Raw genomic sequence first — 21195 nt, 5'->3', positions numbered from 1 at the left:
ATCAGTCATCCCAGCGACCGAAGCCAGGAACTACGACACGATGCTCGTTGAAGTCACCCTTGGCTGCCTGTGTGTGGCAACTCTGGCAGTTGGAGAAGGAGCGCACCTTCGGATTATCCCTGACGAGCCTTTTCGGCAGTTCATGGTGTTCACCGGTAAAGAAGCGGGTCTCGGTGATACGCAGCGGCGTGGTTTCCTGCGGAATGGAGCGAAGGATACTGCGGCTGAAACGCTGATTCTTCCGATCAGCTGCATTATTGCTGAGATAGTCAAGGATCTCTTTGCTGGTGACGGCATCGAGTGTCGCATTGTCACCGAAATGATCTTCAAGGTTGCCCATCATTTTTACCCAGGAGCGCACGGGAAGGAAGCCGGGCTGATAGGCGAAGTGGCACGCACCACACTCGGTTTCGTAGGTTTTGTTCATTACAGCCGCCACTGTTGCGCTTCTCTCACCATAACCACGATCCTTATCGCCCCACCAGTCATCGTCGCCTGCGGCAACAAAAGAGACCGAAAGGCTAATGCATATTGCCATGACTGCTGTGCCTGTCGCAATTTTTTTATTCATACATCTACTCCTCTGTTAGTAATTCTGGATGAACAGCAGAAAGTCGCCTTTCTCCTGCGCTGTGCAGGCGCGGCCATAGGTCCAGTGACAGTTGCGGCCGAACCATTTCTCTATTTTCACAGGGTCTGTCAGGCGCCCCGCATTGGTGCGAACAGCCAGGGGCTCGATCAGCTTACCTGTTTTAATATGGCTGCCTCTCTGTGTCAGGTCTGTTCCGTGGCAGGAGGCACAACTTACCGCCTTGCCAAGCTGCGGCTGCTGGTGCTGTTCCTGCCACATGGTTTTACCGCGCTTGCCGTCAAACGCAGCAGCTCCTTCGGCGCGATAGCTGTTGAGCAGCTCTTCGATAACGTCTGAGGCCATGGCGGGTTGCGCCAGTAGCAGCAGAGCAAAGGTGATAGCAATTCTTTTCATGGTTGTTTCTCCATTCTTTTTTTTCTGCCGGTAATCATGGCCAGGGCCAGGTTCTGTTTTTGCAGAAGGCTTTCGAACAGCACGCCCCCCACATGCAGCAGGGCGAGGAGTGTGATGGTGTCGGCGAGCAGTTGGTGAATTTTCGTCAGCCATATCTCGCGCTGGAAATCGACCGATTCTGCCCAGCTGGCAAGCGGTCCGTGCCCGGTTTGCAGCGCATAAACGGCCACACCGCTCAGACTCAATAGCAGGAGTAGAAGTAGCAGCGTGATAATCATGAGGCTGCCTGCAGGTGTATGACCCGGATAACTCTCCTTGCGCAGTTTCCACAGGCTGTTGAGGTGGGATAGCAGCATTCGGGGTGAAAGCGGAAAGTCGCTGAACCGAGTGTGGGGCGTGCCGGTTATGCCCCAGATCATTCGGAAGAAGATCAAGCCAAGCACGATGCTCCCGCACAACAGGTGCAGCTTCAGGTAGTCGTCCTCGAACCACCAGGCCAGTACAAAGCAGGTGATGAGCAGCACATGAAAAATGCGTATTAGCGGATCCCAGATTTGAATCTCTTTTTCAGTCATGGCCGCAACTTTAGTGCGGTTATCTGAACTCAAACTGAAAAGAGGTGGTTATTGAGGGATCAGTGAAGTTGAAAGGGTGGAGAGGCCGATGCCGCTTGAGCCTTACCTGCCATAAACCTTAATCATGCCGGCTTCACGCAGCCGTCGTGCAAAGTCGGGATGGGTGTTGCAGAGCGATTGAATCAGTTCGAGCGGAAAAGAGACAGCTTCGACATCATCAATTGCTATGACATCGGCAACCGGCGGGCTGATTCCAGATGAGGAAATTTCACCGACGGTATCGCCGCTCTGTTGCCTGTCGACCTCGGTGCCATTGCTGACGATCTTTACTTCGCCGCGAGTCAGAAGAAACAGTGAGATGTTGTCCCCGTTCTCCCTGATCAGAAAATCTCCGGCACTGAATGACTGGATGCTGCAGTGACCGGCCAGTTCGTTGAGGAGCGCGTCTGGAAGCGGGGCAAAGAGCTGGCTTCCCCGCATCCAGGCAATGGTAAATGCCTTCTCTCCCATATCTGCTCCTCCTCTCAAACAATGGCATCATGCTAATCAGAGTGGAGAAAAGTGCATCCGTTCACTACGAAGGTGGATTGTTGCGACCAAAGCTTGCAGATTTGGGCTACCAAGCGTGCAAGGAGCTCAACCATCTCTCGTTCTGTAAATCCTTCGGGGCAACGTATCAATGCCTGAACAGCTGATCCATATTCTATCCCCACAGGTGGCCAACCAGATTGCTGCCGGTGAAGTGGTGGAGCGTCCCTCCTCAGCCGTAAAAGAGCTGGTTGAGAACTCACTTGATGCCGGGGCGACAAAGATCATTGTGCGTATTACAGGAGCGGGAAAAAAATCGATTGTGATCGAGGATGACGGCTCGGGAATGAGTGCGGCGGATGCCGAGCTTGCACTGCAGCGACATGCTACCAGTAAAATCGAGACCTCCGAGGACCTGCACCATATCGCCAGCCACGGTTTCCGCGGTGAGGCACTGCCATCAATCGCCTCGGTTTCACGTTTCCGCATGCAGACCGCGCTTGCCGGCAGTGGTGAAGGGGTCGAAGTTCGTGTTGATGGCGGTGGTGCAACCGAAGTTCGCCCGACGGCTCCCAGGCGTGGCACGCGTATCGAGGTGCTTGATCTCTTCCTCAACACCCCGGCGCGCCTGAATTTTATGCGCACCGACAAAACCGAAGAGGCGTCGATCATAGAGGCTTTCCGCTCGCTGGCACTTGCCAATCCATCCGTGGCAATGCAGCTGGAACTCGATGGCCGCACACGCTTCGATTTTGCACCGCAGGATGAGCGGGCTCGCGTTGTGGCAATCATGGGCAACGATTTTGCCGACAACAGTATCGACATGGCGATTGAGCATGAGGGGATGCAGATCTCCGGCCATCTGGGATTGCCGACCTTCCATCACCGCGACTCCACCCGCATGCTTTTCATGATCAACGGCCGCGTAATCCGTGACAAACAGCTGATTGCTGCGGTGCGCGCAGGATATCGCGATGTCATGTTTCATGATCGCTATCCGGTAGCGGTGATGAAGATCGAGATCGATCCGGCCGATGTTGATGTCAATGTGCACCCCTCCAAGCGGGAGGTGCGTTTCAGATCGCCACAAACGGTGCGTGCAGGCGTGGTCTCCTGTATCCGGGCCGCCATTGATCAATTCGGGCGCTCGGTCTCATCCACAACTACGGCTGATGCGATGCGCTCGATGCAGTACGGGGGCGGTCGTTATGCAGCCCCTTCCCCGGGGGGAGTGCCGCGACCCTCCTCCAGTGGCTTCAGGACTCCGGCTGCATCCGGAGCGATGCCGGGCAATATGCAGCACAGGCTATTTTCGCATGCGGAGGCTGCAGAGCCGGAGACAGGCTACCGGACGGGACACCCTGATCTTGGTCATCCACTGGCCCAGATTCACCGCTGTTATATACTGGCACAGACTGAGTCGGGTGTAATCCTTGTTGACCAGCATGCCGCACACGAGCGCATGACCTACGAAAAGCTCAAAAAACAGCTGGCAGGTAAAAAGGTCTCCAGCCAGAAACTGTTGACCCCCGAAACTTTGCACCTGGGCGGCAAACAGGCGGCATGGCTACATGATCATCACGAACTGTTGCATCCGTTCGGCGTAGAGATTGAAATCGTCGGTGAGGAGTCGTTCCGAATCGTTGCTGTTCCTTCGATGCTGGTGAAAGAGCCTGCAGCTGAACTGGTGGTCGAGCTTATCGAGAGCTGCATGCTGATGGGGGCTGATGCCGAGAGTGACGGCCGCGGACTTGGCAGGGTTCTCGAACGCTGGCTCGGCAACCGGGCCTGCAAGGGTTCGATCAAGTCCGGACGAATTTTATCGCATGACGAACAGGAGTCGCTGCTGCGGGCGATGGAGGGGACCCCTAATATTGCGCAGTGCAATCACGGGCGGCCCACCTATGTGTCACTCTCGCTGAACGATCTCGACCGCCTTTTTGGCAGGAAAGAGTAGAGGCAGATGCATCTCGATCCCGCCATACTGATTATCACCATTGTACTCTTCTTCGCCATGCTTACGGCATATGTTGCCATGCGTTTGAAGCTGCCGATTGTGGTCGCCTATATTCTGACCGGTATCCTGATCGGCCCCTCCGGATTCGCCGTGATAGAGGACCATGATCTGGTAACGCGTATTGGGGAGATCGGTGTGATCATGCTGCTCTTTTTCGTCGGTATGGAGGTCTCCATTCCGCGCCTGATGGAGGGGTGGAAGATCGCTTTTGTCGGCACCAATATCCAGATTCTGATCAGTGTGGCCGCCTGCGTGGGGCTGGCTATGCTGGTGGATATGACATGGCAGCAGGGGGTGCTCTACGGCTTTATTATCAGCCTCTCCAGTACTGCCGTGGTGCTGAGGATGCTGCAGGACTCCGGAGAGCTGGAGCTGCCGCTGGGCCAGAACGCGCTCGGTGTCTTGCTGGTTCAGGATATGGCGATCATTCCGATGATGGTCATCCTCAGTATGCTTGGCGGCGGCGAGGATGTCTCAGTTTCAGCTGTTGCTGTGCAGGTTGTGGGCGGTGTCGCGATCCTGCTGTTTGTCATCTGGTTGATGCGTTCCGGCCGTTTCCACATTCCGGAGGTGTTGCTGGGGAGCTTTGAGCACAGGATGATGCTTGGGCTGCTCCTCTGCCTGGGTTCGGCATCACTGACAGGCTGGCTGGGGCTCTCTCCGGCGCTGGGGGCATTTCTGGCCGGCGTAGTGCTGGCCTCCTCGGATCAGTCCAAATGGGTGCATGAACATATTGGTCCGGTACAGGTCATATTCATGGCCATGTTTTTCCTCTCTGTCGGTATGCTTGTGGAACTCGAATATCTGTTTTCCCATGTTGAGGTCGTGCTGGGCGTGACCTTGCTTGTCTTTCTTTTTAATTCGGGGACCAACGTCTTTGTCATGCGCGCGCTGGGTGAGCAGTGGGAGCCGGCTCTGGTCACTGCCGGTCTGCTCAGCCAGATCGGTGAATTCTCATTCCTGCTGGCGGCGGTTGGACTGCACGTGGCACTGATCGATCAGACACTGCATACAATGACCGTGCTGGTGATTGCGCTGACGCTGTTGCTCAGTCCCCTCTGGCACTCCCTGATTAAACGCTTTGCCCGTATTCACGGCGTATACACATCCGACCGTTTATGAGTAATGAACTGCGGGCCGCTGCCCTGATGGGTGCAACCGGCACCGGCAAGTCGGCACTGGCTATGCAGCTTGCCGGTGAAACAGGGGGTTCGATCATCTGCTGCGATTCGATGCAGCTCTACAGGGGACTCGATATTGGCACGGCCAAGCCGACGCAGGATGAGCGGGCAGAAGTGCCTCATTTCCTGGTCGACTGCTGTGACCTTCCCGACGTCTACTCAGCTGCACGCTGGGCGGAAGAGGCGAGGGAGATCATCGGGTCGGAGAACAGCCAGGGAAGAGTTCCGCTGATTGTCGGTGGCACCGGCTTTTACCTGAAGGCCTTGCTGGAAGGGTTTGCAGAGATTCCACCAGAGTTGCCAGATATTAGAGAAAAATTCGAGCAGATGCAGCGTGAGCAGGGTACGCAAACGATATATGCCTATCTGCAGGAGCATGACGCTGTGATGGCCGAAAGGCTGAAGCCGCTGGATACCCAGCGTATTATGCGCGCGCTCTGCGTATTGGAGAGCACAGGTCGCTCGCTGTCCGATTGGCAGCGTGATGCGCTACGGGCTGCTCCTGTAATCAACTGTCCGGTGTTTGTGCTTGATGTGCAGCGCGAGGTTTTGCGGGAGCGTTTAGCCGGGCGTTTTCATACAATGGTTAATGCCGGTTGGCTGGATGAGGTGAAATGGCTGGCCTCATTGAAGTTGGCCGACACCCACCCGGCTATGCGGGCGGTCGGCTACCGACAGCTTCTGGACTACCTGAATGGCGACATGGATCTTGAAACAGCGATTGCTGACGGCATTACGGCGACACGACGCTATGCCAAGCGACAGGTGACATGGTTCAACCATCAGACTGCCGATGCCGTTCATGGCACAGCGGATGTTTTAAAAGAGATGATAAAGGGGCTGTTGCAGAGATCATGAGTGGAGAGTGGACCCAGACCGAAGATCAGCCGGATGTGGTGATAAGTGTGCACCCCGAACTGGCCAGTAAGCGCGTCGGAGAATATGCATGGAAGGCGCGTAGCGAGGAGTTTGACCGGTTGGTGGAGTCCAGTGGCTGCAATCTTGTTCGCTCTGAGCGATTTACGGTGCGCAGGGCGAATTCCGGTACACTGCTCGGAGAGGGGCAGGTGGATGAGGTTGCCCAATTCGTCGAGGTTGAAGAGGCGGTGGTTGTATTTGTTGATCATCCGCTTTCGCCGGTGCAGCAGCGCAATCTTGAGAAGGCATGGAATGCCAAGGTGGTGGATCGTACCGGTCTGATCTTAGAAATTTTTGCATCGCGCGCCCGTACCCGTGAAGGTGTGCTGCAGGTGGAGTTGGCCAGTCTTAACTATCAGTTGGGACGTCTGGTGCGCAGCTGGACACATCTGGAGCGGCAGCGCGGTGGTTTCGGTTTTATGGGCGGCCCTGGTGAGCGCCAGATCGAGTTGGATCGCCGTATGATCAGGGTAAAAATCAAATCGCTTGAAAAGGATCTTGAGAAGGTGCGCCAGATGCGCGCTACCCAGCGGATGGGCCGCAAAAGAAAAGATATCCCGACCGTGGCTCTGGTCGGTTACACCAATGCGGGAAAATCGACCCTCTTTAACCGCCTCACTGAGTCCGGGGTTTACGCGGCAGACCAGCTCTTCGCCACACTCGATCCGACACTGCGTCTTCTCGAGTTGCCCGGTGGCCTGCGCCTGATGTTTTCCGATACTGTGGGTTTTGTGCAGGAGTTGCCGCACGAACTTGTAGATGCCTTTCGCGCCACGCTGGAAGAGGTGGTTGAAGCCGATCTCGTGCTGCATGTGCGCGATGCAGCCGACCCCATGCTGGCCGAGCAGGGGAAGGTCGTTGAGGAGACGCTGGAGCAGCTGGGGCTGGTCGGTGATCTGTCTCCGCCGGTTGTTGAGGTGATGAACAAGAAGGATCTGGTGCCGGGGATTGAGAGCTGGCGAGCTGAAACTGTACCGGGCAGCCGCATTGCACTCTCCGCCATCACCGGTGACGGCGTGGACGAGCTGATTGCTCTTTTGACCGACTGGCTGCAGCAGGATATGCATGAGATGCATCTGAAGCTGGACCTGTCGGACGGGCGCACAATGGCTTTCTGTCATCAGCACGGTTCAGTGCTCTCAAAAACAGTCCATGAGAGCGTTGTCGACATGGTTGTGCGCATGAATCCGGCAGAAGCGGGACGGTTGATTCTGGAAGAGGGGGTGCACCGTTTGCGCTGATAAACGGCTATGCATGCAGGCTCACCCTGCCGGTGGAAATCGAAGGTGACGCGGCTGCTTTGATTCGACATAATACGCACCCCGAATTCCTCACAGGTCGGGAGTAGAGAAAAAGGCGGGTGAAACATCGCCTTTTGTTATTTCAGGAGTCTTCATGTCTGATCGCAGTCAGTTTTTTAATGCACCGCTTGCCGATACGGTTGTCAAAGATGCCATAGCCGCCGAACTTGGCCGCCAGCAGCACACGCTGGAGCTCATTGCCAGTGAAAATATCGTATCCCGGGCCGTGATGGAGGCGCAGGGCTCCGTGATGACCAATAAGTATGCCGAAGGCTATCCTGGCCGTCGTTATTACGGTGGTTGTGAGCATGTGGATGTGGTTGAGTCACTGGCGCAGCAGCGCGCCTGTGAGATCTTCGGCGTCAAGCATGCCAACGTACAGCCACACTCTGGCTCCCAGGCCAACATGGCCGTTTATATGGCGACCCTTAACCCGGGTGATACTGTCATGGGTATGGATCTCTCGCACGGAGGTCACCTGACCCACGGTTCTCCGGTTAACTTCTCCGGCCGCCTCTACGAGGTTGTTGCCTACGGTGTACGTCAGGATAACGAGCTGATCGATTATGATGTGATGCAGAAGATGGCAGAAGTACAGCGTCCGAAGATGATTATCGGCGGTGCATCGGCTTATGAGCGCGGAATCGATTTTGCGCGTATGCGCGAAATTGCAGACAAGGTGGGCGCGATCCTGATGGTGGATATGGCGCATTATGCAGGTCTGATTGCGGCTGGCGTTTACCCGAGCCCGGTAGGACATGCGCATGTAATCACCACGACCACCCATAAAACACTGCGTGGTCCACGCGGCGGCATGATCCTGACCGACGATGATGAATTGGCGAAGAAGATCAATTCGCGCATCTTCCCTGGCATTCAGGGCGGCCCGCTGATGCATGTGATTGCAGCCAAGGCGGTTGCATTCGGCGAGGCGCTTGGCGATCAGTTCAAGGAAGACCAGAAGCAGGTGATTGCCAATGCGCGTGCACTGGCTGCAACCCTTACAGAGGGAGGTCTGCGTATCGTTTCTGGCGGTACCGACTGCCATATGTTCCGCGTTGATGTCCGTCCGCAGGGAATCACCGGCAAGCAGGCCGAAGAGGCACTGGAAGCTGCCGGCATTACCACCAATAAGAATACCATTCCGTTCGATCCTGAATCACCGTTTGTCACCTCCGGTATCCGTATCGGTGCATCGGTCATCACAGCGCGCGGCATGAAAGAGTCGGATGCCTCCCTGATTGGCGAAATGATCCTGCAGGTATTGAAAGCACCGGAAGATGCGGCGATCCATGCGGCAGTGCTGGATGAGGTTCATAAGCTGACGAATCGGTTCCCGATTTACGAGAGTTAAGGATAGCCAAACATTTCACGGTTGATCTGAATGTATTGCCCCTATTGTGCCAATGACGATACGCGCGTGGTTGATTCACGCGTGGTCGAGGATGGTGCGGCTGTTCGCCGCCGCCGTGAGTGCGAGAAGTGTGGTAAGCGATTCTCCACATATGAGCGTGCCGAACTGAAGCTGCCGCTGGTAGTAAAGAAGGATGGCACGCGTCAGGCCTTCGATGTGGGCAAAATCCATGCCGGCATGCAAAAGGCGCTGGAGAAGCGGCCTGTTTCGGCAGATCAGCTTGAGAAGGGTGTCAATGCGGTGTTGCGCGCCGTTCAGGAGCAGGGTGAGTCGGAGATTGCCGCTGAGAGTGTCGGCGCTTATGTGATGGAGCAGTTGCGCAGGCTCGATGGCGTGGCCTATGTGCGTTTCGCCTCGGTGTATAGAGAATTCAAGGATGTGGATGATTTTCTGGCAGCGGTCAAAACCGCAGTCGGAAAGAAGGAGTAGAGATGGCTGTAAAGATTGCAGTATTGCCCGGTGATGGTATCGGTAAAGAGATTGTCGATGAGGCCCTGAAGGTGCTTGAGGTGCTGAATCGCAACTTTGGTCTGGATGCTACATGGGAAGAGGCCGCGATTGGCGGTGCCGGTTACGATGAAGCGGGTGATCCATATCCTGAGGCGACTCAGAGGCTGGTAAAAGCGTGTGATGCAGTGCTGCTCGGTGCAGTGGGTGGACCGAAATGGGAGCCGCTTGCAAAACCGCTACGTCCTGAGGCTGGGCTGCTGCGTATCCGTGAGGATCTCGGCCTGTTTGCCAACTACCGTCCGGCCAAGGTGCATGATCAGCTTCTGAACGCCTCCACGCTTAAGCCGGAAGTGATCAGCGGTGTCGATATCCTGGTGGTGCGTGAACTGGTTTCAGGCATCTATTTCGGCCAGCCGCGCGGCATTGAAGAGCTTCCGAATGGTGAGAAGCGTGGTTTTAATACACTGGCCTACAAGACCAGTGAGATTGAGCGTATTGCACGCAAGGCGTTTGAGGCAGCCCGTCTGCGCTCTAACCGTGTCTGCTCGATCGACAAGGCGAATGTGCTTGAGGCAACCGAGTACTGGCGTGAGGTGGTTACAGCCCTGCATGCAGCTGAGTACAGCGATGTCGAGCTTTCACACATGTATGTTGACAATGCGGCGATGCAGCTGATCCGTAATCCGAAACAGTTCGACGTCATTGTTACCACCAATATGTTCGGCGACATTCTCTCCGATGAAGCATCTATGCTGACCGGTTCCATCGGCATGCTTCCATCAGCCTCGATCGGCGAAGAGTTTGCCATGTATGAGCCGATTCACGGCTCGGCTCCTGATATTGCAGGCCAGGACAAGGCCAACCCGCTGGCAACCATTCTCTCGGCTGCCATGATGCTGCGATTCTCACTGAATCGCCCCGACCTGGCTGACAAGGTGGAGCAGGCGGTAGAGAATACGCTCAACAACGGTGTGCGCACCGTTGATCTTGCCGATGGCGGAGCATCCGTAAGCTGCTCGGGCATGGGTGATGCAGTCTGTAAGGAACTGGAGGCGCTGGCGTGAGCACAGAACCGTTTTTGCCGAAAAAAGATGAGGGCTATGTCGTAGCCGTGGTGGGGGCGACCGGTGCGGTTGGTAAGACCATGCTGGAGATTCTTGCGGAGCGTAATTTCCCGATTGACGAACTTTATCCGGTGGCGTCGAGTCGCAGTGCCGGCTCAACCATTGAGTTCAGGGGCAAGGAGTATGTTGTCCAGGATCTCGAAACCTTTGATCCGACCGGTGTTGATATCGCACTGTTCTCTGCAGGTGGCGGCACCTCAAAAACACATGCTCCTCGTTTTGCGGCAGCGGGATGCTACGTAATTGACAACTCAAGCGCCTGGCGGATGGATGATGATATCTGCCTCGTTGTTCCAGAGGTGAATCCCCATGCGCTGGAGATGGCGCGTGAGAACAAGATCATCGCTAACCCCAACTGCTCGACCATTCAGATGGTTGTGGCGTTGAAACCACTACACGATGCCGTGCCGATTGAACGGGTGGTGGTCTCCACCTATCAGGCAGTGAGTGGCGCCGGCGGTAAGGCGATGGATGAACTGGCCAAGCAGACGGCACAGCTGCTCAATGGCCAGAGTGCTGAAGTGAATGTTTTTCCTGCCCGGATCGCTTTCAATGTGATTCCACATATCGACGTCTTTATGGATGACGGATATACCAAAGAAGAGCGAAAGATGATGGATGAGACGCGCAAGATCATGGAATCTGAGATCGCCGTCACAGCAACGACCGTTCGCGTTCCCGTATTCTATGGTCATTCGGAATCCGTCAATATCACCTTTTCCGGACCGATGGATGCAGTAACGGCACGCAGGTTGCTGGCTGATGCTGAAGGTGTTTGTGTTGTCGATGATCCTGCAGGAGAAGATTATCCGATGCCGAGTGAGGCCGCTGGAACTGATCCGGTTTGGGTGGGCAGGATTCGCGATGACCAAAGCTGCGCAAACTCTTTGCATTTATGGGTTGTTGCCGATAACGTACGTAAAGGCGCGGCTCTAAATGCTGTGCAGATAGCGGAAATTCTGATTCCTCACTCATAGGAGAAGAGCTCCTGCAGGGTGATGGAGGGAGCACAATGAATCGAGTAGGACACATTTTTCGACTGGTCTGGTTTGGCCTGGCACTGTATCTGTTCACAGGCGTTACCTTTGCCGCATCGCTTGAGAAAATCGAGGTCAACTCCCGACTGGGAGAGCCTTTCTACGCTGAAGTTCCGCTGCAACTGGAAGAGAGCGAGCTGGTATCCAAGGTCTTTGTCGAAATCGCTGCGGCTTCCGATTACAGGATTTTCGAGGTTTACCGCGACGCTGCGGTTAACGGTATTCGTGCTGAAGTAACCAGTGATTCCCGCGGTGCCCGTGTCAAACTCAGCTCAAGTAATGCGATTCGAGCGCCATTTTTCAATCTGATCGTCAAAATCCGCCATGGGCGCGTAGCCCATTTCAAGAAGTACCCTGTTTTTCTCGAAACCCCGAAAAATGTGGTTCAGGCTGCTGAAAAAGCACCGCTTCCTGCTGTTAAGGTGGAGACGGCAGATGATTCTGTAAGTTCTGCCGCCGTAGTTGCCGTTGAAGATGTGCCGGTCGAGGAAATTAAAAAGGTCGAGTACTTTGAGGGATGGGCAAGAACCAGTCGTTATGGACCGATTGTTCGTGGCGATATGCTTAGTACCGTCGTTCATCGCCTGCGTGTTGATAAGCGCTATACGCTTTCTCAGATTTCGGTTGCGCTTTTTGAAAAGAACAAAGCGAAATTTGATAAGGAAAACATGAACCTGCTGCTCAGTGGCAGCTATCTTGATGTTCCGACTGCGGCAGAAGTAGAGAGACTCTCCACCAGTGAAGCTTATAAGGTCTTCAAAGAGCATGATAAACAGTTTCAGGAACTTAAGAATCAGCCGCGATATGCGGCTGAAGCTGAAGCACAGCGTACCCGTTACAGCAAGCGCGTTAGCGTAGGACAGGTCGCAGACGGGGTGGCATCGGCACCTGTTGCGGCCCCAGCAGCTGCTGTAGATGAGAAATCTGAGCCTGTTGTTCCTGCCAGGGATAAAGTTGATGTAACCGTTTCAGGGGAGGTGGCGCCTGTTGCTGCTGATAACCTGATACCAGAGGGTGGTGAGAGCAGCCAGAGCGCGATTCTTTCTGAACTGAGTATGCAGAACGAGATACTGCAGCAGAAACTTGCAGAGAGTGAGAAACGTATCGAGGCGCTGAGCCAGAAGGTGGATCAGGCCGGAGCAGCTGCATCCGATGCCAAGGTTGAAAGGCTGGAGATTCTTGTGTCCCGCTTGCAGGAGGAGTTGGTGCAGGCAAGGGCCCAGGCCTCGCAGTCTGGAGGCTTGGACTGGATTGTCTGGGTGTTAATTGGCCTGGTTGTTATTCTGTTGGTGGTGGTTGTGCTGTTGATGCGCAGGGAGCCAGCGCACCCATCTGAAGCAGCTGCTGTCAGTAAAGCAAGTGAACCGGTTGAGCATGAGATGTCGTCCGAAATGGAAGAGCCCTCCGTCACAGATGTGAGCGAAACAGAGGAAGGGCATGGTGAAGCTGCTCCTGTAAATGAAGGGGGGGACAAGGCTGACGTTTTCAATCTCTCTGAGGACCTTACCGAGACCGACACTGCTGAGATGGTGATGCTGGATTCAACTACATTGGAAGGTGACACGCACACCGATTATCTCTCTGAGGTTGATGTCTATATCCGCTATGGCATGGAAGAGGAGGCGTTGCAGCAATTGGAACTTGCCCTGCGTGCAAGCCCGAGCAATGTTGAGGCCCATATTCGTAAGGCTGAACTTCTGCATACCAGAGGTGATACGGATGGTTTTAATGCAGCCAAGGATGCAGCCATGGCTGCTCTTACCGGTGCTGCACTGGCGCAGTTCAATGCTACGATCACAGGGCTGACTTCCGCCGAATCTGAATTGGATACATATGATTTTTCTTCTGGAGAGGCCTCTTCTCAAGAGAGCTCTTCTGAAGAGGGGGCTGAAGGATTTGACTCCTCTGAGACAGCCGGAGCTGAAGAGGGGCCGGTGCTGGATTATGACATTTCCTATCTGGATTCGCCTGAAGATGAAGTTGCAGAAACGGATGAGCCAGAGGTTGAAACCTCTCAGGCTGAACCGGCTTCTGAAGCCGATAAACAGGACGATGAACTTGATTGGCTTCATGCTGCCCCGTTTGAAGATGAAGCTGCTGAAACGGGTGAACCTGAGGTTGAAACCTCTCAGGCTGAGCCGGCTTCTGAAGCCGATAAACAGGACGATGAACTTGATTGGCTTCATGCTGCCCCGTTTGAAGATGAAGCTGCTGAAACGGGTGAACCTGAGGTTGAAACTTCTCAGGCTGAGCCTGCTTCTGAAGCCGATAAACAGGACGATGAACTTGATTGGCTTCATGCTGCCCCGTTCGAAGATGAAGCGGAGCATGATTCAGAGGGAAATGAGGATGATGAAGCCATTACTCTGAATGTTATGGATGACGAGAACAGTGAGATCGAAGCGATTCTTGATGAATTTGAGGATGACAGTTCGAAAGAGATATCCCTTGAAGGTGACTCTATCAATATGGAGCGCACAGCAGAGGAGCTTCCGGAGTCTGAAGGCACCATTGAGATTGAGTCTGATACCGGAATTGGTGAGGAGCTGGGCAATCTGATTGAGGACTTTTCAAGTGATCAGGAAGAGCCGGATGAACTGTCTGAGTCTTCTGAGACAAAGGCGGAACAGGATGCTGATGAACTGGAAAAAGAGCTTACCGCCACCCAGCATCTGGATAACTTGCTTGGCGCTTTCGATAGTGAAGACGATTTCGATTTCAGCAGAGATAATGAGTTGATCTCATTCGATGTTGATGAGGACCTGCAAGCGGAGAGCAAACCTGAAGAGGATGATGACGAATTCGGAGCTACGCAGCATCTGGATTCATTTATTAGTGGTTTTTCCGGCAATGAAGAAGGGAGTGATTTGATCGAGTTCGAAGAGAGCAGCGCATTAAATGGCGCTGAAGATATCTCATCCGAAGATCAGGATTCAACCCAGCAGTTCGAGAATAATAGTGCCCTTTTAACAGACCAGGAGGGCGAACCGGAAGCTGACAGATCGGCAGGTGGTGAGAGGGTTGATCACGATGCAACCCAGGAGCTGGACCAGTTGTTGAGTCAATTCGGCGATGAGGATGAGGACAAGGATAAAAAACCCTGAATCTTCTGATTCTCTGTAAGTGATGACAGCCAGCAACTACTACGCAATCCATCCTCTCTCCAGGTTTCTTGTGGGGCTTGCCATGCTGAGTCTTGCAATTGCCGCGCATGCAGTCACATATGGCCTGTTATTCATGCTGCTGTCTGCACTGATGATTCGATTTATCGAGGGCGGGTGGACTCGTGTTATTCGGATTTCCGGTTTGTTACGCTGGTTTGTTATTCCAATAATCGTTCTGCATTCATGTTTTTCTCCCGGTCAGTTTCTATTCCCGGATATTCCACTTCTACCCCTGACGTATGAGGGGCTGTTGCAGGGAGTACGGTTGTCATTGCATCTCTCTGCAATATATCTTGGCGCGGCCCTCCTTTTTCTCTGTTTAAGGCAAAGCGAATGGTTCAAAGGGTTGCTACTACTGCCATTTATCAGCAGAGAGCTGCTGATCTACTTGATGATAATGGCACCGCTTAAACGCAGTGTGGGAGCAGTGCTGCTCTCTGTAAAACATCAGTGGCAGATGCGAAAAAGCTGGCGGAGTGCTCCGCAGCTCCTTGTTTCTGCATTTCGTTCCACCCTCATGGTTGCTGCAGATCAGTCGCGACTGTTATGGCTGCGCTGGCCTGGTTCTCCTGTTTACATTGAAGATCAAACAATGAAGGCGGGTGGATCCCTTGTGGGAGCGAATCTGCTCACTGCTGCTTTCGGGGTTGCAGGGCTGGTGATGGCATGGAAGATATAGTTCAACGGCAGAGAATTGCTATGGCACTGGAATTTGATGGCAGTGCGTTTCACGGCTGGCAGCAGCAGGATAACGCCGTTTCTGTGCAGGCTTCGTTGCAGGAAGCCTTGGCAGAGATCGAGGGTAAACCTGTTTCTACTGTTGCTGCAGGACGAACCGATAGCGGTGTTCATGCTGAGGCACTGCTGGTACATGCGGATGTCTCGGCAGAGCGATGGCAGCGATCACACCTGGCCTATATACACGGGGTTAACAGCAAGCTTCCGGATACGGTCAGGGTAGTGGGAGTACGCGCTGTAAACTCCGATTTCCATGCCCGATTCGATTGCAGAGAGAGGGCATACCGCTATCAGATATGGAATCGCAACACCCCTTCTGCGATCTATCGCTGGCGACACTGGTGGATGCCCCGGCCGCTCGATGTTGATGCGATGTGCGAAGCTGCTTTATGCTGCCTTGGCACGCACGATTTCAGCACGCTTCGAGCTTCAGGATGTCAGGCGGCCCACGCAATCCGGACAATCAGCCGGATTAATGTGAAGCGATCCGATGGGGTGATTACCATCGAGGTGGCTGCCGATGCCTTCCTCTATCATATGGTCCGTAACCTGGTGGGGAATCTGGTAGATGTTGGATTGGGAAGGCAGAGCCCGGAAGGGTTTGCGCGACTGCTGGATCAGAAAGACAGAAGCAAGGCCGCAGCGACTGCACCTGCCCATGGCCTCTACTTTGTCGATGCAGTCTATGATGGCTTCAGCTCCCGTGAACTGATTGGCAATAGCTGAATCAGGGGCTGATCAGTGACCCTGATTCGGGGTCTGAGTCAGTGCCAGCCGAATCCCGGTTTCCATCTTGTTGATAGATACCGGTTTACTGATCAAATGAACGCCGTAGCTGGCTGCCTGTTGCAGCTGCTCATCTTCACCGTATGCAGTGATCATTAAAATCGGAATTGTCGGGTCTTTCTGCCGGATCTCTTTGACCATCTGCAGGCCATCCTTACCGGGCATGCGGAAGTCCGTTATAATCAGGTCGAACTGCTGCTGTTCGTCATTGAACAGTTGCATGGCCTGATCGGCAGACTCTGCCATTGCTGCGCTGTGGCCCATGCGGGCGAGCATCGCCTTGTGAATATGCAGGATATCGAGCATATCGTCGACAAGCAGCACGTGCTGTGGCTGGACCACCACATGATCGCCAGCTGATTGCTCCTCTATCCGGTTTACATAGGAGCTCTGCCCGGATTTTGTTTTCTCTTCAGTTTGGAAGGAGGGGATGCAAACCGTGACTGTTGTCCGGTGTTCACCGGCAGGAGATGAGATGTCAATGCGGCCGTGGTGAAGCTTTACGATGCGCTGAACCATGGTCAGGCCGATGCCGGTGCCGCCAATGTTTTTTCTGGATGTCCAGAAGGGTTTGAACACCTTATCCAGATCCTCTTTGCTGATGCCTTCACCATTGTCGGTTACGTTGATGCAGAGTTCAGATAAACCGCTTTCCTTGTTGGAAGCAGTGCCGATGTTGACCTCGATCCTGCCTGTTCCGGTGATCGCCTGCCTTGAGTTGTTGATCAGGTTTAGAAGGATCTGTTCGATCTCAATGACGTTGATTGCAACATCCGGCAACTGCGCATCAATGTGGCAGATTAGACGGATGTTGTGGGGCAGTTGCAGACGTGCAAGCCCGATAATGTTGTCCAGTGGCTGCTGAAGCTCGATGCCAGCGGTGCAAACACTGGTCTGATCGGGGTCGCTTTTTCTGCTCAGTTTCAACAGATGGGTAACCAACTCCGAACCCCGCTCGCCGGCTTCGATAATCGACTCAATCTGCTGTTTCTCAGCTGCATCATTGCTGTTCATCTGGAGCACTTCAGCATTGCCGATCATGTTGGTCAGTACGTTCCTGAAGTCGTGAACAATGCCTGCAACAAGTGTGGACATGTAGCCTTCCTTGTACACGGCCTCCAGCTCCTCCTGAAGGGTTTCACGTTCGGTGATATCGAGCAGGAAGCAGACGCCGATCCAGTTCTCATGCCAGCGCATGCGGATGGCTGAAGCCATCAGTTTGATGATACGATCCGATGCATCAATGCCTCTTAGGTAGCTGGTCTTCGGACGGATTAAATTCTTACTAGTCCCATCGAAAAGTGCTGCACGACAGAATTTATTCATCTCCTCAGCGTCTTCAGGCAGCACCAGAATCTCAGCAGGCTTGCCGACAATATCTGACTGCTTATTATGAAATAGCTGAAACATGGCCGCATTGGCATAGAGCATCTGCGGGTTCTGGCCTGCATCGAGTTCAAATGTGAAGACCGGCAGGGGACCTTTGTCTATCAGCTGGAAGGAACTTTGCTCTGCAGCATTCCGTTCATAGATCGCCGTCTCCACCTTTTTTACGATCAGGTAGACATAAAAGGGTACGGCCAGGAGGGTGAATACCTGCCAGAAGAGAAGCGTGTAATCGATCGGTAGTTGCAGCGAATAATGCCCATAGGCGGTTGAGCCAAACAGTCCGATCAGGCACAGTATCTGGGAGTAGATCAGCATCGGGTTGCCGAAGCGCAGTCCGTTGCCAATAATGATTATCGGCAGGATGAAGTAGATGCCGCTGGCATGGCCGCCGTCGATGAGCATGCCGAAAGCCACAATAATAACATCAAGAAGCGGATAGAAGAGGGAGCCGAGAATCGTGAAGGGCTGCTTGCGCAGGCTGATCAGTGCAGCGGCATTCATGATAAAGTAGAAGCCCGTATAAATCAGAGCCTCAACTTTATAGAACTGGAAGTATTCACCATGCAGGATTACATAAGTAAGGCTGGCTATGGTGAGCAGAATGCGCGCCTTGGTCTGCTGCAGCTGAAGTTCGGCAAGGGGCTTGTCACCCGTATAGGCTTCATTCTGAAGCCACGCTGCAACGCTGTTGAAGTATGACATGAGCCCTCCACTCACAGGATTTGCTTCGAACAGGAGGTAGATCAGGCCGCTCCCATGTTGATGAGTGTAGTTCTATTTGATGCGCCTGCAAGGTGGCGGGGCTGCGCAAATAATTTTGGCGTACATTTTCGATCATCCTTGATATGGTTCGCGACCCGATCGGGTTCTGCCCATAGGTCGGCTGTTTCAGGAGTGGATAAGTGTTATATGTAGCTGTACGGGCCGCCAGGCGTGCCGGGGATCTGATTGCCAGGGCTTTTGATGAACGCGATAGTTTTAAAGTGCATCAGAAATCGGATCGGGACTATGTCACCGATGTAGATCAGCGTGCTGAAGCGCTGATCCTGAGGGAGATTGCCCAGCACTATCCGGATCACGGCATTGTCGCCGAGGAGAGTGCGAAGCGGATCAATCCTGCCGCATCCGTGCAGTGGTATGTCGACCCGCTTGATGGCACAACCAACTTTATTCACGGCTATCCCCATTTTGCCGTATCCATTTCTGCATGGAAGGATGGCAAGCCTCTGCTGGCAGTGGTCCACGATCCGATTCGTGATGAAACGTTTGAAGCAAAGAATGGCGGCGGTGCTTTTGTAAATAGGCGTCGCCTGCGTGCAACCTCAGAGAAGCGGTTGGATCATGCTCTTTTTGCTTCGGGTATGCCATCATATCAGCGTGAACATATTGACCTTTTCCAAGCGCGTATGGATATCTGTATGCGTGCTATGGATGGATACAGGCGTGGTGGTTCAGCAGCTCTAGATCTCGCATATGTGGCAGCCGGGCGCCTTGATGTTTACTGGGAGGCTGGCCTTAAGCCCTGGGATATTGCAGCCGGATATCTGCTGGTTCAGGAGGCGGGAGGCCTTGCGACAGGGCTTGACGGTGCAACTATCGATCTTGAAAAGGGCGATATACTGGCAGCCAATCCACACCTGCACAGCGAAGTGTGCACCCTTCTGCAGTCGGTCTGATTGAGCCCTGTCAGGGTTTAATGTCCCTCACGTTTAAGTAGCAGGAACATGCCGAGCCCTCCGAAAACAAGGCTGGGGAGCCACGCCGCATAGGCGGGCGGAATCTGCTCGTTACTGGCCAGCAGGTTCCCTGCATTACCAATCATATAAAAGAGCAGGCCGAGGGAGAGCGCGGAGACAATACCCCAGGACATCTTGCTGTTGCGGCTGCCTGTATGCAGACAGAGGGCGGCGGCAAGAATCACCATGAGCATACAGGCCAGAGGTGCTGCAAGCTTTCTGTGCAGGGCGTATGTGTAGGAGCCCGTCGAAAGTCCTGCATGCTCCAGGTCGGAAATGTAGTGGTATAGTTCGCCAAAGTGCATGTGCCTGGGTTTGGGAAGCTCGGCTGTTTCAGGGCCGATCGCCGAGTTGATTGTCATGGTTTCCATCTTCTCCTGAACCATGCCCTGATCTGGGGATGGTTCAGCTATCACTACATCGGAGAGCTGCCACTGCCGGTTGGCGTAAGTGGCGCTGGCCGCATCGATACGCTTGAGCCACTCGCCGCGACTACCTGTCTCAAGAATGATCATGGCAAACGTGTTCTCTCTTAACGGTGTCAGCCGGAAAAAACGATGTCCATCCTTCAGCCACTGAACGCCCTGGCTGGCGCTCTTCAGCTGTTTGATATGTATATTCTCGATGACATCCAGCCGTTTATTGGTGATCGGGGTAACCCACTCACCAACCACAAAGCTGAACGATGAGGCGAGGAACGCTACGGCAAGCAGTGGCATCAGCAGCTTGTTGATGCCGAGGCCGGCGGCCCGTACGGCGACCACCTCGTGGTTTCGGGAGAGCTCGATCAGGTAGATGCTGGCTCCGATCAGCACGATGACCGGCATGAATTCACTGATCATGAAAGGGATTTTAAGCAGCAGGTACTCTGTCATAAGGCCGGGAGTCAGCCCCTGGCCGAGATAGCGGGCTTTATCAAAGCTTTCGATGATTGCATAGATGGCCAGCAGAGCCAGCATGGTGACCAGTGAGCGGCTCATACAACCGGAAAAGATCCATCGGAATATGACAGGCATGGGGGGAGACTAGGCATCTGCTGCCTGCAGGGAAAGTGTGCAGTGGCTTTTTCTCTCCATGCGGCTTTTTGCTCATTTTTCCTGTTCCTGTTTTAATACAGGCGTAAGGTTCTGTGTTGGTGGGGAAACTGTTACACTCCCGCAAATTTTTCAGGGTGCTAACCTTCTTTTGAATGTAGTCCCGATACAAAAGGATGTATCAATGAACGAAAATGAGATTCTGGCAATGTACGAAGATGCTGGTGCATTACTAAACGGCCATTTTATTCTTTCCAGCGGCAGACACTCGGCGCGATATCTTCAGTCGGCGCTGGTGTTGATGAATATCGACAATGCAACGGCCCTGGCTGCAGAGTTAATTACCAAAGTCGATGCCGATCAGGTTGATATGGTGGTTTCCCCGGCCATTGGTGGTCTGGTGATCGGTCAGGAGGTGGCACGCCAGCTGCATAAACCATTCATTTTCACGGAGCGCAAAGAGGGCGAAATGCAGATGCGTCGCGGTTTCTCTATACCTGAAGGGGCAAGGCTTCTGGTGGTCGAAGACGTGATTACCACCGGCGGTTCAGTGCGTGAGTGCATGGCGGTTGTGCGTGAGCATGGTGGCGAGCCTGTGAAGGTGCTGGCGGTTGTCGACCGGGCACCGGATGTGGATGGCCGTTTTGATGTGCCTTTTGCAACGGCTATCAGCCTGAGTGTGGAGACCTATGCTGCGGATGCGTGCCCGATGTGCAGTGAGGGTCTGCTCCCTGCGATTAAACCGGGCAGCAGGGGTTCGGCCTGACGGGAGCACCCCTGTTGAGCTTGTGATGAAGGGCACGGCAGCGTTGCAGTCA

At 54.0% G+C, this 21195-nt stretch carries 19 protein-coding genes; 13 read left to right on the top strand and 6 right to left on the bottom strand.

From position 1 onward, the window contains the following. Position 1: 1 nt before the first annotated feature. From Ga0123462_RS06525 to Ga0123462_RS06510, 4 genes are all read right to left on the bottom strand, one after another. Complete coding sequence (locus Ga0123462_RS06525) at positions 2-571, bottom strand: diheme cytochrome c (protein WP_100265563.1); 570 nt, start codon at positions 569-571, stop codon at positions 2-4. 15 nt (positions 572-586) lie between these two features. Continuing rightward, the gene (locus tag Ga0123462_RS06520) at positions 587-985 is read right to left on the bottom strand and encodes a DUF1924 domain-containing protein (RefSeq protein WP_100265562.1); all 399 of its coding nucleotides are present in this window, start codon (positions 983-985) and stop codon (positions 587-589) included. Next, positions 982-1560 carry a cytochrome b/b6 domain-containing protein gene (locus tag Ga0123462_RS06515; protein ID WP_100265561.1) on the bottom strand — a complete coding sequence of 193 codons (579 nt, stop codon included), beginning with the start codon at positions 1558-1560 and terminating at the stop codon, positions 982-984. Before Ga0123462_RS06515 ends, Ga0123462_RS06520 begins: the two co-directional genes overlap by 4 nt. Positions 1561-1662: 102 nt before the next feature. Then, complete coding sequence (locus Ga0123462_RS06510) at positions 1663-2070, bottom strand: cyclic nucleotide-binding domain-containing protein (RefSeq protein ID WP_100265560.1); 408 nt, start codon at positions 2068-2070, stop codon at positions 1663-1665. Between the two features lie 169 nt (positions 2071-2239). On the opposite strand from Ga0123462_RS06510, the gene mutL reads away from it, so the two are divergent. From mutL to truA, 11 genes are all read left to right on the top strand, one after another. Continuing rightward, positions 2240-4045 (top strand): DNA mismatch repair endonuclease MutL, encoded by a 1806-nt coding sequence (mutL, locus tag Ga0123462_RS06505; protein ID WP_100265559.1) that lies wholly within the window; start codon positions 2240-2242, stop codon positions 4043-4045. 6 nt (positions 4046-4051) lie between these two features. Beyond that, entirely contained in the window at positions 4052-5227 is a 1176-nt protein-coding gene (locus tag Ga0123462_RS06500) for a cation:proton antiporter (RefSeq protein ID WP_100265558.1), read from the top strand. Next, positions 5224-6144 carry a tRNA (adenosine(37)-N6)-dimethylallyltransferase MiaA gene (miaA, locus tag Ga0123462_RS06495; RefSeq protein ID WP_100265557.1) on the top strand — a complete coding sequence of 307 codons (921 nt, stop codon included), beginning with the start codon at positions 5224-5226 and terminating at the stop codon, positions 6142-6144. The genes Ga0123462_RS06500 and miaA overlap by 4 nt, the downstream gene beginning before the upstream one ends. Further along, positions 6141-7445 carry a GTPase HflX gene (gene hflX, locus Ga0123462_RS06490; protein WP_100265556.1) on the top strand — a complete coding sequence of 435 codons (1305 nt, stop codon included), beginning with the start codon at positions 6141-6143 and terminating at the stop codon, positions 7443-7445. The genes miaA and hflX overlap by 4 nt, the downstream gene beginning before the upstream one ends. A gap of 154 nt (positions 7446-7599) precedes the next feature. Further along, on the top strand, positions 7600-8859 hold the full coding sequence (gene glyA, locus Ga0123462_RS06485; RefSeq protein ID WP_100265555.1) for a serine hydroxymethyltransferase: 1260 nt from the start codon (positions 7600-7602) through the stop codon (positions 8857-8859). Between the two features lie 30 nt (positions 8860-8889). After that, the gene (nrdR, locus tag Ga0123462_RS06480; protein WP_100265554.1) at positions 8890-9348 is read left to right on the top strand and encodes a transcriptional regulator NrdR; all 459 of its coding nucleotides are present in this window, start codon (positions 8890-8892) and stop codon (positions 9346-9348) included. A gap of 2 nt (positions 9349-9350) precedes the next feature. Further along, positions 9351-10433 carry a 3-isopropylmalate dehydrogenase gene (gene leuB, locus Ga0123462_RS06475; RefSeq protein WP_100265553.1) on the top strand — a complete coding sequence of 361 codons (1083 nt, stop codon included), beginning with the start codon at positions 9351-9353 and terminating at the stop codon, positions 10431-10433. Further along, positions 10430-11470: an aspartate-semialdehyde dehydrogenase gene (locus Ga0123462_RS06470; protein ID WP_100265552.1), complete on the top strand. Its 1041-nt coding sequence runs from the start codon at positions 10430-10432 to the stop codon at positions 11468-11470. The genes leuB and Ga0123462_RS06470 overlap by 4 nt, the downstream gene beginning before the upstream one ends. A gap of 35 nt (positions 11471-11505) precedes the next feature. Next, positions 11506-14634 (top strand): FimV/HubP family polar landmark protein, encoded by a 3129-nt coding sequence (locus Ga0123462_RS06465; protein ID WP_100265551.1) that lies wholly within the window; start codon positions 11506-11508, stop codon positions 14632-14634. 19 nt (positions 14635-14653) lie between these two features. After that, complete coding sequence (locus Ga0123462_RS06460; protein ID WP_157821296.1) at positions 14654-15373, top strand: energy-coupling factor transporter transmembrane component T family protein; 720 nt, start codon at positions 14654-14656, stop codon at positions 15371-15373. 20 nt (positions 15374-15393) lie between these two features. Beyond that, positions 15394-16158, top strand: coding sequence for a tRNA pseudouridine(38-40) synthase TruA (gene truA, locus Ga0123462_RS06455; protein WP_232726387.1), 765 nt, complete (start codon positions 15394-15396; stop codon positions 16156-16158). 12 nt (positions 16159-16170) lie between these two features. On the opposite strand, the gene Ga0123462_RS06450 is transcribed toward truA, so the two are convergent. Continuing rightward, entirely contained in the window at positions 16171-18309 is a 2139-nt protein-coding gene (locus Ga0123462_RS06450) for a hybrid sensor histidine kinase/response regulator (RefSeq protein ID WP_100265548.1), read from the bottom strand. A 200-nt stretch (positions 18310-18509) separates the two neighbouring features. Here Ga0123462_RS06450 and Ga0123462_RS06445 point away from each other — a divergent pair, with 200 nt between their 5' ends. Beyond that, the gene (locus Ga0123462_RS06445) at positions 18510-19283 is read left to right on the top strand and encodes an inositol monophosphatase family protein (protein WP_100265547.1); all 774 of its coding nucleotides are present in this window, start codon (positions 18510-18512) and stop codon (positions 19281-19283) included. Between the two features lie 17 nt (positions 19284-19300). Here Ga0123462_RS06445 and lptG read toward each other — a convergent pair whose 3' ends face one another. After that, positions 19301-20359, bottom strand: a complete 1059-nt coding sequence (lptG, locus tag Ga0123462_RS06440) for an LPS export ABC transporter permease LptG (RefSeq protein WP_100265546.1) — start codon at positions 20357-20359, stop codon at positions 19301-19303. A gap of 202 nt (positions 20360-20561) precedes the next feature. Between lptG and pyrE the strand changes: the two genes are divergently transcribed. After that, entirely contained in the window at positions 20562-21143 is a 582-nt protein-coding gene (gene pyrE, locus Ga0123462_RS06435; RefSeq protein ID WP_100265545.1) for an orotate phosphoribosyltransferase, read from the top strand. The last annotated feature ends 52 nt before the right edge of the window (positions 21144-21195 follow it).

The sequence above is a fragment of the Mariprofundus ferrinatatus genome (genome assembly GCF_002795825.1).
GTDB lineage: Bacteria > Pseudomonadota > Zetaproteobacteria > Mariprofundales > Mariprofundaceae > Mariprofundus > Mariprofundus ferrinatatus.
The sequence above is the reverse complement of the archived record's forward strand: the minus strand, read 5'-3'. Positions and strand labels throughout refer to the sequence as shown.

Bases quoted from the DNA above. Each gene is read 5' to 3' on its own strand.
- Ga0123462_RS06525 (WP_100265563.1), bottom strand. From the start codon at position 571: ATGAATAAAAAAATTGCGACAGGCACAGCAGTCATGGCAATATGCATT.
- Ga0123462_RS06520 (WP_100265562.1), bottom strand. From the start codon at position 985: ATGAAAAGAATTGCTATCACCTTTGCTCTGCTGCTACTGGCGCAACCC.
- Ga0123462_RS06515 (WP_100265561.1), bottom strand. From the start codon at position 1,560: ATGACTGAAAAAGAGATTCAAATCTGGGATCCGCTAATACGCATTTTT.
- Ga0123462_RS06510 (WP_100265560.1), bottom strand. From the start codon at position 2,070: ATGGGAGAGAAGGCATTTACCATTGCCTGGATGCGGGGAAGCCAGCTC.
- mutL (WP_100265559.1), top strand. From the start codon at position 2,240: ATGCCTGAACAGCTGATCCATATTCTATCCCCACAGGTGGCCAACCAG.
- Ga0123462_RS06500 (WP_100265558.1), top strand. From the start codon at position 4,052: ATGCATCTCGATCCCGCCATACTGATTATCACCATTGTACTCTTCTTC.
- miaA (WP_100265557.1), top strand. From the start codon at position 5,224: ATGAGTAATGAACTGCGGGCCGCTGCCCTGATGGGTGCAACCGGCACC.
- hflX (WP_100265556.1), top strand. From the start codon at position 6,141: ATGAGTGGAGAGTGGACCCAGACCGAAGATCAGCCGGATGTGGTGATA.
- glyA (WP_100265555.1), top strand. From the start codon at position 7,600: ATGTCTGATCGCAGTCAGTTTTTTAATGCACCGCTTGCCGATACGGTT.
- nrdR (WP_100265554.1), top strand. From the start codon at position 8,890: ATGTATTGCCCCTATTGTGCCAATGACGATACGCGCGTGGTTGATTCA.
- leuB (WP_100265553.1), top strand. From the start codon at position 9,351: ATGGCTGTAAAGATTGCAGTATTGCCCGGTGATGGTATCGGTAAAGAG.
- Ga0123462_RS06465 (WP_100265551.1), top strand. From the start codon at position 11,506: ATGAATCGAGTAGGACACATTTTTCGACTGGTCTGGTTTGGCCTGGCA.
- truA (WP_232726387.1), top strand. From the start codon at position 15,394: ATGGCACTGGAATTTGATGGCAGTGCGTTTCACGGCTGGCAGCAGCAG.
- Ga0123462_RS06450 (WP_100265548.1), bottom strand. From the start codon at position 18,309: ATGTCATACTTCAACAGCGTTGCAGCGTGGCTTCAGAATGAAGCCTAT.
- lptG (WP_100265546.1), bottom strand. From the start codon at position 20,359: ATGCCTGTCATATTCCGATGGATCTTTTCCGGTTGTATGAGCCGCTCA.
- pyrE (WP_100265545.1), top strand. From the start codon at position 20,562: ATGAACGAAAATGAGATTCTGGCAATGTACGAAGATGCTGGTGCATTA.